Raw genomic sequence first — 12,663 nt, 5'->3', positions numbered from 1 at the left:
GGCACTATAGTGAAAAGAAAGAACGATGGAGTCTGTAATCTACCTGTTTGCTTTCGGTGTCTTATGCTGGTGTGGCTTGGTAGTGGCTCCATGGCGTCCTTGGAGTACCCGGGAGAATTTAGAAGCAGGGGTGCTTATAAATCAAACTTTGGATGATATTACCGTGTTGATTCCGGCACGCAATGAAGGCTCCTTTATTAAGCATACACTCAATAGTCTTAATACTCAGGGCATAGGTCTGCGTATTATCGTGATTGATGATCAGTCTGTTGACGATACCGCTGAACAGGCAAATTTTTGTGGTGCAGAGGTGATCTCGGGAGTGACGCCGCCTGTTGGCTGGAGTGGTAAACTATGGGCCCTGGAGCAGGGATTACAGCGGGTTCGTACAACCTATACGCTATTACTGGATGCGGATATCGAGTTGGCACCAGGAATAGTGTTAGCATTACGTGAAAAGGCCGTGAGAGAAAGGTTGGCATTAGTGTCCTTGATGGCTGAGCCACCAATGGAAAATTTTGTCGAGCGGTTGTTGATGCCTGCTTTTATATTTTTCTTTAAATTATTATATCCTTTTGCGCTATCAAATAAACGGCAGTCTCGTGTTGCGGCGGCGGCGGGTGGCTGTATTCTGGTTGAAACGCATGCATTGCGAACGGTGGGTGCTTTTGTCAGCCTTCATGATGCACTGATCGATGATTGTACTTTGGCAGTAAGAATCAAGAGTGCAGGACTGTGTACCTGGATTGGATTAAGCCATTCAGCCCGCAGTCACCGTGGTTACCAAGCGTTAAAACCGATATGGGAGATGGTGGCACGTACCGCTTATACTCAGTTAAACTACTCATGGATGTTGCTGGTTATTTGTACGCTGATCATGATATGTATGTTTTGGATCGCGCCTTTAGCGCTGTTATTATTCTTTGATCCGATGATGTTTGCCCTCAGTATTATTGTTTGGCTTGCTATGTTTTTTACTTATACTCCTGTACTTAAATATTATCATCGTTCGCTACTGTGGGTTTTTACATTACCCATTATTGGTACTTTATACTTGGCGATGACATGGACTTCAGCATTACGTTATTGGCGTGGCGAACGTGCCTGTTGGAAGGATCGTCGATATGAAAGCAAAACGAATCATTAAGTCTGTCAGCTATGTTCTGATTATAGCGATTCTGCTACTGGCTGCGCCTTTCTCAATTGCAGTGAGTGCAGAATCTAAGGATCCGGAGCAGACCGTACGTACTCTGCAGGAATCGCTGCTTCAGGTTATGCGTGAAGGCGATAATTTAAGCTTCCAGGAACGCTTTGATTTTTTGGATTCCGTAATTAACCAATCTCATGATATTGATTTTATTATACATTCTGTGTTAGGCCATTCTTATTGGTCTGAACTGGATGCGCTGCAGAAAAACACAATTACGGATGTTTTTAGGCAGTTGAGTATCGCAACCTACGCAGGGCGATTCAATCGTTATGGTGGAGAGCAGTTTAAAATCGTTGAACATCGTCCCTTGCCACGTGATCATATGCTGGTGCGTAGCTGGTTTATTACGGCTGACAATAGAACCATTAATTTTGACTATATACTGGCAGAGAAAGGAGGGTATTGGCGTATTGTCAATATTATTGTTGATGGCGTCAGTGATCTTGCATTAAAGCGGGTTGAATATCGTGCAATCCTGCAACGGGATGGCTTTTCCGAGCTTGTTGAGATGCTCAAGGAAAAGATTGTACTTGCTAAAAAGAATCAGTGAGACGATTGTTTCATTTAAATGCCAATCAGCTGATTATTCTACTTTTTCCTTAAGGACTTTGTAATCGTGGAAGTTTCACACAGTCGTAGCTACCATATTTTTGCACGCTGGACTGCTTTCTCCTACCGGCATGCGGCCTGGGTTATATTGATCGCACTATTCGTGGCTGCACTGAGTATTCTCTACACATCACGTAATTTGGGAATACATACCGACACCACTGATATGCTTTCAGAGGATTTGCCGTTTCGTGCGAATCACGAGCGCTATAAGGCGGCATTTCCCCAGTATAAAGATACGATACTGTTGGCGCTGAATAGCCCCACTCCTGAACAGGCTCATGCTACCGCCAAACGTTTAACAGAGCACTTGCAAGCAGATAGCAATCATATTCAAGATGTTTATTATTTTAGTGGTGATGCTTTTTTGGAGCGAAATGGCCTGCTTTATAAGGATATCTCAGAACTGGAACGGATTACCGACCGTCTGGCAGCTGCGCAGCCCCTAGTGGCTCGTATTGCGGATGATCCTACGCTTCAAACATTTACTTCTGTATTGACCGAAGCGATCAATGAGCTTCGTTCGGGTCGCAGGCTAGAATTGGAATCAGTCCTGAATGGAATGCACACCACACTAGATGCGCAACTGGCCGGTAAACCACGGGCATTATCGTGGCAGGTGTTATTTAGTGATGAAGTGCAGCAAACGACCTATCAAGAGTTGGTGATGGTGCAACCCAAGCTTGACTATACTCAATTATTTGCGGCTGAGGAACCAATTGCTGCCATCCGCGCCGCTGCACACGATCTGGGGTTGGGTGGCGATCCAGCTGAGCAATTACGCATTACTGGCAACGTGGCGTTATCCTATGATGAGCTTAATAGTGCGATGCGTGGTGCGCTGGATGCCGGGTTGTTAGCGGTAGTCATGGTCGCCGTGGTCTTATTTGTGGCGTTGAGGAGCGCGGGGGCGGTGCTGATCGTATTACTGAGTCTCATGTTGGGATTAGTGCTGACAGCGGCTTTTGCGACAGTTGCAGTTGGGCATTTGAACCTGATCTCTATCGCTTTTGCTGTACTATACATAGGCCTTGGTGTAGATTATGCTATTCATTTCTTGTTGCGATATCAAGAGATTAGAAAAAATAATCAATCGATTATGGATGCTTTGTATGCCGCTAGCGGCGATGTAGGGCATGCGTTAATGGTATGCGCTATTACTACTGCGATTGGCTTTTATGCATTTATACCCACTACTTATCGTGGTGTTGCCGAATTAGGTTTAATCTCTGGCACCGGAATGCTCATCAGTCTAATGGTTACGCTCACCATTGTACCTGCTTTGCAACGTTACTTGCCTATACGGCCGGAAAAAATATTTTTTTCAGTGCGTTTTTTGAGCCGCTCATTGAGGTTACCGTCACTGCCGCACAAGCTGGTATTTATTGTTACAGTATTTGCTCTGCTTGTATCTGTCATCGTATTGCCTCAGATCAGATTTGACTATAACTTACTGAATTTGAATGATCCTGCTGCGGAATCAGTACAAACTTTTCAAGAGTTGCTTGCGGAGGTAGAGGATTCGCCTTGGCATATTATTTTGTTGGCGGAAGATCGCCGGGTAATGAAAGACATTGTGCAGCGTCTTTCCTATCTTCCCGAGGTAGATAAGGTTGTTACTATTTTTGATCTGGTACCGACAAAGCAAGAAGATAAATTGATGCTCATTAATGAGATGGCGCTTACACTGGGACCAATTACATTTCCTGCGTCAATAAAAAAGGATGGGCAGTCGCTCTTACAACAACGTGAGACGCTAGAAGCTTTACGAACAACATTGGACCAGTTCATTGCTGAGCAACCTGATCATTCTACTTCTAAACCTGCGCGCGCATTGAGTGCATCTTTAACTGCGTTATTGGCACGTTTAAATGTAGCCGCTAGTGAGAAGGGCGAGCAGGAATCATTACTTCGCGCTATAAGCAGCGATCTGCTAAGTCTGTTGCCTGCCTCACTTGAACGTTTGCAGGCTGCATTTGAAGCTCAACCTTTTACACAACAAGAATTGCCTGCTTCGTTGAAGAGACATTGGCAGAGCCAGACGGGTACCTATCGCATGGCGGTCTATCCGGTAGAGGATATCAATGATAATGATGCATTGCGTCGTTTTGTACGAGCGGTACAGCAGGTTGCTCCGCAGGCTACGGGGGCGCCGGTAATTAGTTTGGAAGCGGGTGAAGCGGTGGTGGACGCGTTTATATATGCTTTTTCATTAACGTTTCTGGGCGTTGTATTGGCGCTTCTGATATTACTCAGGAATATGACCAATACCTTGCTGGTATTAGTTCCACTTTTGCTTGCAGCTTTGTTTACGAGCGCCGCCACTATTCTTCTGGATGTTCCGTTCAATTTTGCTAATATCATTGCCCTACCATTGTTACTCGGTATTGGTATTGACAGTAGCATTCACATGGTACATAGAAGCCGTCATGCATTAGTGGCTAATGAAAATCTGATGAACACGAGCACTGTCCGTGCGATCTTTTATAGTACACTGACAACCTTGGCTGGCTTCGGGAGCTTAATATTTTCTCCACATCAGGGGACCGCAAGTATGGGATTGTTATTAGTTGCAGGCATCATATTAACGCTGATTTGTGTTCTGATTATTTTGCCAGCACTGTTGCAATCATTAGACCAGAGAACGGCCGCCCATAATTAGGATAATCGCCATGATGCTAGTTATTCCAGGTAAGGGAAGGCTTTATGTAAATGTCATGGCAGCAGCAAAAAAGCCATCTGTATGGTGTAAAGCGGGCGATAACTGTAGTAATTCTCCGGTATCAAGCGGGATATTCTGTTGTGATAATAAGTCGGTACAGTTCAGTAGAGTAAATTTAGGATATTGAATCAAAAAGGATTCAATAATTTCCTGATTTTCTTCTGGCAGAAAACTGCAGGTTGCGTAAACCAGTCTACCGCCAGGTTTGAGCAGGTTGCCTGCGGCGGCTAGAATGGCCATTTGCTTTTTCTTGATTTCCTCGATGCTTTTGGGTGATTGACGCCATTTTAAATCTGGGTTGCGACGTAATGTTCCCAGGCCGCTACAGGGGGCATCTACCAGTACTCGATCTATTTTTCCCGCAAGGCGCTTTACCTTGATATCATTTTCATGAGAAATCAGCTGGGGATGTAAATTAGATAGAGTAGAACGTTTAAGTCTCGGTTTTAGATTGTGTAATCTTTTTTCAGAAACATCAAAAGCATAGACGCGTCCTTTTGAATTCATCAGCATGCCTAGCAACAATGCCTTTCCACCAGAGCCCGCACAGAAGTCAACAACCATTTCACCTCGCTTCGGTGCCAGTAAATATCCGAGCAATTGGCTGCCTTCGTCTTGTACTTCTATTTTGCCGGACTGGAATAACGGATGTCGGTTAATAGCAGGTCTGCCAACGATACGTATACCACTAGGGGAATAGGGCGTAATTTGCGCTTGGATACCCTCCTGAGTTAATGCTTCAAGCACCTCATTGCGTTTTGTAAGCAATGTGTTTACCCGCAAATCCAGCGGCGCCGGTTGCTGTAATGAATGTCCTAAATCCAGAATATCGGTATCGGGCATAAAATGGGTTAATTTTTCCATTAGCCATTCTGGGAATTCTGCCTGAATAGCGAGTGATTGTGATTCTAGTGTAATTGCTTTGATTTCTGCCAGCCATTTTTCTTCAGTTCTGCTGATACATGCGGTTAATTCTCGTAAATTTATTCCCTGGAATTTGATTAAATAAGCCAAGAGCAGCGAACGAGGTGTCGCGAGGTTGACAATTTGTTCAAGAAAAAACCGGTGTCTTAGTATACCGAATACAGCTTCAGCAACAAAAGCCCGATCATTACTGCCAAGTGTAGGATTTTCGCGGAAAAAACGGCGTAATATCGCGTCGGCAGGGTATTCTAAAGGGAGGACGGCACGTATAGCAGTAGCTGCTATATCCAGATGAGCAGGAACGAAGCGCATTTATTTTAAGGTGCCTTGTTGAATGGTTGGTTTAAAGCGATTAATAATCGCATGGATAACTAATTTTGGTCACTATCTGTTCGAATTCGAATCCATTCTTTTCAGTCGCAATAATACGCACGGGTAACATGTGATAATCAGTTGCCAGCCAGATCTTGCGGTCTAGTTGATTATCCTTTTCTAGTTGTTTTGTCAGTACGATTGTCTCAAGCTCACCCAGTGGTGTTTTCAGTATTTCTTTGTCTACAGTATAGCGAGCTGATGTCAGGCTCCGTCCGTCAGTTTCATGCGTATCAATATAATTTTTGGTGAGTGGAGAGAACATAAAATTATAGGATAGGCTTAACCGATCTTGTGTTCCGCTCGGTAAAGGCGCTTGATCTTCTTTACCCTTACGCTGCAACGTTAATAAACTATTTGTCCAATCAAAAATGGCAATGCTCGGTAGCTTTTCATTTCGTTGATCGGAGAATCGATGGGGTTGCAAGCCCATCTTGGTGATAACGCCTTTACTATCGCGTACGATACTACCGGGCTTGATTAATTTAAGTATTCCGCTGGGGCGTGCTTCACTGCTGATGCGATAATTATATGTACCGCTTTCTTGCTCGATTTCTAGCGTTTCATTTAATTCGCCGTGGCCGATGTCAGTTTTGATCAAGTAGCTGATTTCTACACGAGAAGGTAAGTCTACAGCAATGGCAGGAAAACAAAATCCCCACAATAAAATAACAGATGATAGAAATTTCATTCTTGCAATCCTGGTGAATATAAAACAGTTTGGTTAAAACTGGTTTCATCTACTTCAACATAATTATAAGAGAGTTTAAGTCGATCTTCCATAAACCAACGTACGGCCTGAGGATAAATCCGGTGTTCTTGTTGTAATACTCTTGTCGCCAGCGTTTTCTCGGAATCATTGGGCAATACAGGAACGGCGGCCTGGATAATAATGGGACCATGATCCAGTTGTGAGGTAACAAAATGTACGGTACACCCATGAATCTTTATTCCCTCCTGTAATGCGCGTGTATGGGTATCCAGACCGGGAAAAGCCGGTAATAGTGAAGGATGAATATTCATTATCCGACCTTGATAGTGTTGTACAAAGCGACTACTCAGGATACGCATAAAGCCAGCCAGAACTATCAGTTTGGGTTGGTATGAATCAATAATTTCTACTAGTGCTGTTTCAAATGCATCACGATCAGAGTAAGCGCGATGATCTACTATAGCAGTTTTAACACCTTGTTTTTCAGCAATTTCTAGTCCTGTTGCATGTGGATTGTTACTAATAACGGCGATCGAATCAACATGAAGTTTTGCCTTCAGCAATGCCTGCATATTGCTACCGCGGCCAGAGATGAGAATGACTAGAGATTTCATGACGCAGTTAATGACAATTACACGATAACAGCGGGAGCTGTATTTGTATTGTGTACCTTGATCCTGCCAATTTGCCAGGGTGTTTCGCCTAAGGCTTGCAATATTTCTATGGTGTCGTGCGCGTGATTCGGTGCAACAACCAGCACCATACCGATACCACAATTAAAAACGCGATACATTTCATCGTCGGCTACGTTACCTTGTTGTTGTAACCAATGAAACAAGGGTGGTTTATCCCACGAATTTTCTTGTAAGATGGCTTGCATACCGGCAGGTAGAATACGTGGTAAATTTTCGGTGATGCCCCCCCCCGTGATATGTGCCATGCCTTTGATGGGCAGTTGCTTCATCAATTCGAGGAGTGATTTTACGTAAATACGTGTGGGTGCCATGAGCGCATCGCCGAGCGTTCCTTTTTCGAAGCTAGTAGACAAATTGATATTCTTGTCGTTGATAATTTTGCGAATCAATGAGTATCCATTGGAATGTGCGCCACTGGAAGCCAATCCGATGATGATGTCATTTTCCTGTATAGTAGATCCATTAATGATGCGATTCTTTTCTACAATACCGACAGCAAAACCAGCGAGATCATATTCACCCTGTGGATACATATCGGGCATTTCTGCTGTTTCTCCGCCGATCAATGCACATCCGGCTTGTTCGCAGCCTGTGGCAATACCACGAATTACAGCAGTTGCCGTCTCCAGGTTTAATTTGCCGCAGGCAAAATAGTCCAGAAAGAATAAAGGTTCTGCACCTTGTACCAGGATATCATTAACGCTCATAGCGACTAAATCAATACCGATGCTATCATGTCTGTTTAACTGAAATGCGAGCTTTAATTTAGTGCCGACGCCATCGGTACCCGACACTAATACGGGATTATGAAACCGTTTGGAAATCTCAAACAGTGCACCGAAGCCTCCGATACCTGTAAGTACTTCCGGACGCAGTGTGCGTTTGGCATAGGGTTTAATATTTTTAACTAGACGATCGCCTGCATCGATATCTACCCCGGCATCGCGGTAAGATAGCTGGGCGGATTGTATTGAATCGGGATTCTCGGGATTGGATGAGGTCAAGTTGAGTTCTCGCGCTGTTACGGATAAAGTGCCATTTTAAAGAGACGATTCTACCGTAAATGAGCAAGAAATACTCTGTAGATCTATATTATCTATGGTGGTTGATAATTGGTTGCGTTGGAATAACGCTGATTTATCTGCTAAGTCCGATACTCACACCATTTTTACTGGCAGCAGTTATTGCTTATATTTGCAATCCACTCGTCACTCACATGGCGGTGAGAAAGATACCGCGTACAATGGGTACGATATTGGTTATGTTGCTGCTATTGAGTCTGTCTGCAGCACTGGTTCTGATTATGGTGCCCTTGTTTGAGAAGGAGGCTTCTCGGCTAGTTATAAAAATTCCGGCTTACCTTGAGATGTTGGGAGGAGGGGTGATTCCATGGCTGGAATCCCACCTTGGTGTTAATTTGAATCCTGATATCGATATGCTTAAGCATGCTATGACAGAGCATTGGCAGAGTGCAGGTGGGGTTGCCGCAAAAATATTGCCCTCGTTAACCAGTGGCGGTATAGCAGTGGTAGAATTCTTAATGAATTTGTTGTTGGTGCCGGTAGTGCTATTTTATATGTTGCGTGACTGGGAGCTATTGATTCAGCAAATTGATGGAATGATTCCACGTTATTGGTATAAGCAAGTTAGCCAACTAACCCGTGAGACCGATCGTATATTGGCGCAATTTCTGCGTGGACAGCTATCTGTGATATTGTTAATGAGTATTTGTTACATAACAGGTCTGTGGTTGGCAGGATTGGAATTCGCATTGCCTATTGGGTTGCTGGCAGGTATTCTGGTATTTGTTCCTTATCTGGGAATGATTGTAGGTCTGATGCTTGCGACGTTTGCTGCGATGATGCAGTTTCATGAGTGGGGTTGCGTGATACCGGTATGGGTCGTATTTGCTATTGGCCAGTTACTGGAAGGCATGGTAATAACACCCTGGCTGGTGGGCGATCGTGTTGGCTTGCACCCGGTCGTTGTTATTTTTTCGCTACTTGCATTTGGTCAATTGTTCGGTTTCTTTGGTATATTGCTGGCGCTTCCGGTCAGTGCTGTTTTGTTGGTATGGTTGCGTCATATACGTCAGCAATATCTAGAAAGTAATCTTTATAATTAATCAATGAAGCAACTATTACTAGACATCGCATTAACATCATCACCGACACTGACAAATTTCCTGCCTGGGCGTAATGCCGAGTTATTACACATGCTCGAATGTATTATAGCGGGAAAGGAGCGGGAACGTTTCGTTTATTTGTGGGGCGGATTAGGGTGTGGAAAAAGCCATTTACTACGAGCGGTCACTGAAACATGCATACAAAATCATTTAAAGGCGGTTTATTTTGCATGTGATAGTAGCTGTGAATTCATTGTTGACAGCGACATCGATTGTATCGTCGTGGATGATGTCGATCGCCTGAATACTTCCGTATCTGCCCAGATAAGATTATTCAATCTGTACAACCAAATATATAGTGAAGGCGATGCATTTCTGCTGGTGAGTGGGCCTGTCGCGCCTGCACAGTTGAGAATGCGCCAGGATTTAGTAACGCGTCTGGGTTGGGGTTTAGTATATCAGGTTCATGAATTAACCGATGAGGAGAAAATGCAAGCCATGAAAAGCTATGCTGCCAATTGCGGATTTAATTTGCCGCAGGAAGTTTGTGATTATCTGTTACGACACGGACGTCGTGACCTACCTTCATTGATGACGACACTCGACGCATTAGATCATTACTCGCTCGCTAATCAGCGTCCGATTACAATTCCCTTGTTACGTGAATTATTGCAGCAGGCCACGCCATGAATTTGGCATTATTTGATCTCGATAATACGCTGCTTGCTGGCGACAGTGATTTTCAGTGGGCGCAATTTTTAATTGAACGAGGTGCACTTGATCGCGAACTCCATGAATCCCGTAATCTAGAGTTTTACGAACAATATAAAGCGGGGATGTTAGATATACATGAATTTTTAGATTTCCAGTTAAAACCGTTGGCACGCCATTCTCGTAGCCAGCTGGATGTTTGGCACAGTGAATTTATGACAAAAAAGATTCTACCGTTAATCACAATAAATGCACGTAAGCTGATAGAGAAACATAGGCTTGACGGGGATCTTTGTATCATCATTACAGCAACGAATAGCTTTGTGACAGCACCAATTGCGCAGGCACTGGGTATTAATAATTTGATCGCGACTGAACCAGAACAGAAAAATGGCGAGTTCACAGGAAAGGTTTCTGGGATACCCTGTTTCAGAGAAGGAAAAATAACTCGTTTGGAAAACTGGCTAGATGAGCACAATCTGACTTGGCTGTCCTTTTTGCAAAGCTGGTTTTATAGTGACTCCTTAAATGATTTGCCCTTACTTCGTAAAGTCACCCATCCGGTAGCAGTTGATCCTGATGCTACCCTTAAAAATCATGCAGAGCAGAATAACTGGCCTGTAATTAGCCTACGATAAGATAAGGCTAAATTCAGGTCTAGGTTGAATTGTGGGAATAATGGCGATATCTTTTTGAGTAAAGCATATCGCCAGTACCCAGCCAAATTTCAATAATGTCGGTTCGTTTCTTAGCCGGGCAGAGGTGGAAATGGCTGGAAACGATCAGCTTGAATGGACTCTGATATCAAGGTAAAACGGCATGAATAGATTAATCTGTGCGTCGTAACTGTGGAAATAAAATAACATCGCGAATGCTCGGGCTGTCAGTAAATAACATAACCAGGCGATCGATTCCAATTCCTTCGCCCGCAGTCGGAGGTAAGCCATATTCCAGCGCGCGAATGTAATCTGCATCATAGTGCATTGCCTCCATATCGCCTGCATCCTTAGCCTTAACCTGCTCTTGAAAGCGCGCCGCTTGATCTTCCGGATCATTCAATTCAGAGAAGCCGTTAGCAATTTCTCGTCCGGCGATATAGAGTTCGAAGCGATCAGTTATTTCAGGGCTGGTATCATTGCGTCGCGCAAGTGGTGAAACTTCCGCTGGATAATCAATAATAAAAGTGGGTTCGAAGAGTAAATGCTCGGTCGTTTCATCAAATAGAGAAAGTTGCAGTCCACCGATGCCGTCATGTGGGTTGTATTGGATGCCGAGTGCTTGTAGTTCGCTAATAAGGAAATTACGGTCACTGAGCTGTATCTCGGTATATTTTGAATGGTATTTCTGAATGGCTTGAGTGATCGTCAGTCGTGTAAAGGGCTGTGTCAGATCAATTTCTCGTTCTTGATAAATTAGTTTGCCGCTACCCAAGACTTGAAGGGCAATCTCACGGAGCATTCTTTCAGTATATTCCATCAGGTAATTGTAATCCTGATAGGCTTCATAGAATTCCAGCATAGTAAATTCTGGATTATGGCGGGTGGAAATTCCCTCGTTTCTGAAATTTCGGTTAATTTCAAAAACTTTTTCCATACCACCTACAACGAGTCTTTTTAAATAAAGCTCCGGAGCAATACGCAGATATAACGCCATATCCAATGCGTTATGATGTGTTGTGAAAGGCCGCGCCGTTGCTCCTCCAGGAATCAGATGCATCATGGGAGTTTCAACTTCTAAATAGCCGTGCTTAACAAAGAAATTGCGAATGGTCTGAATGATCTTTGAACGGATGGCGAATACGTTTCGCGTATCCTGGTTGGCAATCAGATCGAGGTAGCGTTGGCGATATTTTTGTTCTTGATCCGTCAGACCATGAAACTTCTCAGGAAGTGGGCGTAAGGATTTTGTCAACAATTGACAATGAGTAACGCGAATCGAAAGTTCGTTCGTTTTAGTTTTGAATAATACGCCCTGGGCGCCGAGTATATCGCCGAGATCATAATGTTTGAACGCTTCATGAGTAGCCTGACCAGTATGGTTGTTAGAGATATATAATTGAATGCGCCCGCTCATGTCCTGTATGGTGGCAAAGCTGGCTTTACCCATTACGCGTTTCAACATCATGCGTCCTGCTACACTAACGGTTATTTGATCTTTTTCCAGTATTTCGTTGGAAAGTGCGGCATATTGTTGATGCAAATCTGATGCCAGATAGTTACGGCGGAAGGTGTTGGGAAAGGCGTTGCCTGTTTTACGCAGTTCCGCTAATTTGATGCGACGTTCAGCAATAATCTGATTTTCGTCTTGGGGTATGGTCGGTTGATTTTCCTGAGTCATTTTAGAGTGTGCTATGCAAAAGTCTTGAATTGTAGCAACTTTGTGATGATGTGCTATACCAATTAGGCAACAGAGATATTCTTAGATTAACTAAATCATATCAGGATGTGACAGAAACCGGTATCTGATGTTCGATACGGCGTGCTCGGCAGGATAGGACTATCAGTACGATATGGCGGATGATTACCGCTAATCAGATTGTGGCGATATGTTGCTGCATGGGATGATAGTCAATGGGTTGCAAGA

11 protein-coding genes are annotated in these 12,663 nt (G+C 43.9%); 6 read left to right on the top strand and 5 right to left on the bottom strand.

Annotation, left to right across the window (positions count from 1 at the left end; all coding sequences use genetic code 11):
- Nucleotides 1-25: 25 nt before the first annotated feature.
- From BUQ89_RS11935 to BUQ89_RS11925, 3 genes are all read left to right on the top strand, one after another.
- Nucleotides 26-1,147, top strand: a complete 1,122-nt coding sequence (locus BUQ89_RS11935; protein ID WP_036572580.1) for a glycosyltransferase — start codon at nucleotides 26-28, stop codon at nucleotides 1,145-1,147.
- Entirely contained in the window at nucleotides 1,125-1,760 is a 636-nt protein-coding gene (locus BUQ89_RS11930; protein WP_074202616.1) for an ABC transporter substrate-binding protein, read from the top strand. The genes BUQ89_RS11935 and BUQ89_RS11930 overlap by 23 nt, the downstream gene beginning before the upstream one ends.
- A gap of 66 nt (nucleotides 1,761-1,826) precedes the next feature.
- The gene (locus BUQ89_RS11925) at nucleotides 1,827-4,481 is read left to right on the top strand and encodes an MMPL family transporter (RefSeq protein ID WP_028460816.1); all 2,655 of its coding nucleotides are present in this window, start codon (nucleotides 1,827-1,829) and stop codon (nucleotides 4,479-4,481) included.
- A 42-nt stretch (nucleotides 4,482-4,523) separates the two neighbouring features.
- On the opposite strand, the gene BUQ89_RS11920 is transcribed toward BUQ89_RS11925, so the two are convergent.
- Genes BUQ89_RS11920 through purM form a run of 4 tightly spaced genes read right to left on the bottom strand, consistent with a single transcriptional unit; the run spans nucleotide 4,524 to nucleotide 8,248 of the window.
- A complete protein-coding gene (locus BUQ89_RS11920; protein ID WP_028460817.1) occupies nucleotides 4,524-5,777 on the bottom strand; it encodes an RsmB/NOP family class I SAM-dependent RNA methyltransferase in 1,254 nt (417 codons plus the stop codon).
- A 40-nt stretch (nucleotides 5,778-5,817) separates the two neighbouring features.
- The gene (locus BUQ89_RS11915) at nucleotides 5,818-6,528 is read right to left on the bottom strand and encodes a DUF3108 domain-containing protein (RefSeq protein WP_028460818.1); all 711 of its coding nucleotides are present in this window, start codon (nucleotides 6,526-6,528) and stop codon (nucleotides 5,818-5,820) included.
- On the bottom strand, nucleotides 6,525-7,163 hold the full coding sequence (gene purN, locus BUQ89_RS11910) for a phosphoribosylglycinamide formyltransferase (RefSeq protein ID WP_028460819.1): 639 nt from the start codon (nucleotides 7,161-7,163) through the stop codon (nucleotides 6,525-6,527). Before purN ends, BUQ89_RS11915 begins: the two co-directional genes overlap by 4 nt.
- A 17-nt stretch (nucleotides 7,164-7,180) precedes the next feature.
- Nucleotides 7,181-8,248, bottom strand: a complete 1,068-nt coding sequence (purM, locus tag BUQ89_RS11905) for a phosphoribosylformylglycinamidine cyclo-ligase (protein WP_028460820.1) — start codon at nucleotides 8,246-8,248, stop codon at nucleotides 7,181-7,183.
- A 59-nt stretch (nucleotides 8,249-8,307) separates the two neighbouring features.
- Here purM and BUQ89_RS11900 point away from each other — a divergent pair, with 59 nt between their 5' ends.
- The 3 genes from BUQ89_RS11900 to BUQ89_RS11890 are packed head-to-tail and all read left to right on the top strand — an operon-like array spanning nucleotide 8,308 to nucleotide 10,718.
- A complete protein-coding gene (locus tag BUQ89_RS11900) occupies nucleotides 8,308-9,369 on the top strand; it encodes an AI-2E family transporter (RefSeq protein WP_028460821.1) in 1,062 nt (353 codons plus the stop codon).
- Nucleotides 9,370-9,372: 3 nt separating this feature from the next.
- Nucleotides 9,373-10,059: a DnaA regulatory inactivator Hda gene (gene hda / locus BUQ89_RS11895; RefSeq protein WP_028460822.1), complete on the top strand. Its 687-nt coding sequence runs from the start codon at nucleotides 9,373-9,375 to the stop codon at nucleotides 10,057-10,059.
- Entirely contained in the window at nucleotides 10,056-10,718 is a 663-nt protein-coding gene (locus BUQ89_RS11890; protein WP_028460823.1) for a histidinol-phosphatase, read from the top strand. The genes hda and BUQ89_RS11890 overlap by 4 nt, the downstream gene beginning before the upstream one ends.
- Nucleotides 10,719-10,908: 190 nt before the next feature.
- Here the strand turns inward: BUQ89_RS11890 and lysS are convergent, their stop codons facing one another.
- Entirely contained in the window at nucleotides 10,909-12,417 is a 1,509-nt protein-coding gene (lysS, locus tag BUQ89_RS11885; RefSeq protein ID WP_028460824.1) for a lysine--tRNA ligase, read from the bottom strand.
- Between the last annotated feature and the right edge of the window lie 246 nt (nucleotides 12,418-12,663).

The sequence above is a fragment of the Nitrosomonas cryotolerans ATCC 49181 genome, from assembly GCF_900143275.1.
GTDB lineage: Bacteria > Pseudomonadota > Gammaproteobacteria > Burkholderiales > Nitrosomonadaceae > Nitrosomonas > Nitrosomonas cryotolerans.
The sequence above is the reverse complement of the archived record's forward strand: the minus strand, read 5'-3'. Positions and strand labels throughout refer to the sequence as shown.

Excerpts from the sequence above, each read along its gene's own strand:
- BUQ89_RS11935 (WP_036572580.1), top strand. The coding sequence starts at position 26 with ATGGAGTCTGTAATCTACCTGTTTGCTTTCGGTGTCTTATGCTGGTGT.
- BUQ89_RS11930 (WP_074202616.1), top strand. The coding sequence starts at position 1,125 with ATGAAAGCAAAACGAATCATTAAGTCTGTCAGCTATGTTCTGATTATA.
- BUQ89_RS11920 (WP_028460817.1), bottom strand. The coding sequence starts at position 5,777 with ATGCGCTTCGTTCCTGCTCATCTGGATATAGCAGCTACTGCTATACGT.
- BUQ89_RS11915 (WP_028460818.1), bottom strand. The coding sequence starts at position 6,528 with ATGAAATTTCTATCATCTGTTATTTTATTGTGGGGATTTTGTTTTCCT.
- purN (WP_028460819.1), bottom strand. The coding sequence starts at position 7,163 with ATGAAATCTCTAGTCATTCTCATCTCTGGCCGCGGTAGCAATATGCAG.
- BUQ89_RS11900 (WP_028460821.1), top strand. The coding sequence starts at position 8,308 with ATGAGCAAGAAATACTCTGTAGATCTATATTATCTATGGTGGTTGATA.
- hda (WP_028460822.1), top strand. The coding sequence starts at position 9,373 with ATGAAGCAACTATTACTAGACATCGCATTAACATCATCACCGACACTG.
- BUQ89_RS11890 (WP_028460823.1), top strand. The coding sequence starts at position 10,056 with ATGAATTTGGCATTATTTGATCTCGATAATACGCTGCTTGCTGGCGAC.
- lysS (WP_028460824.1), bottom strand. The coding sequence starts at position 12,417 with ATGACTCAGGAAAATCAACCGACCATACCCCAAGACGAAAATCAGATT.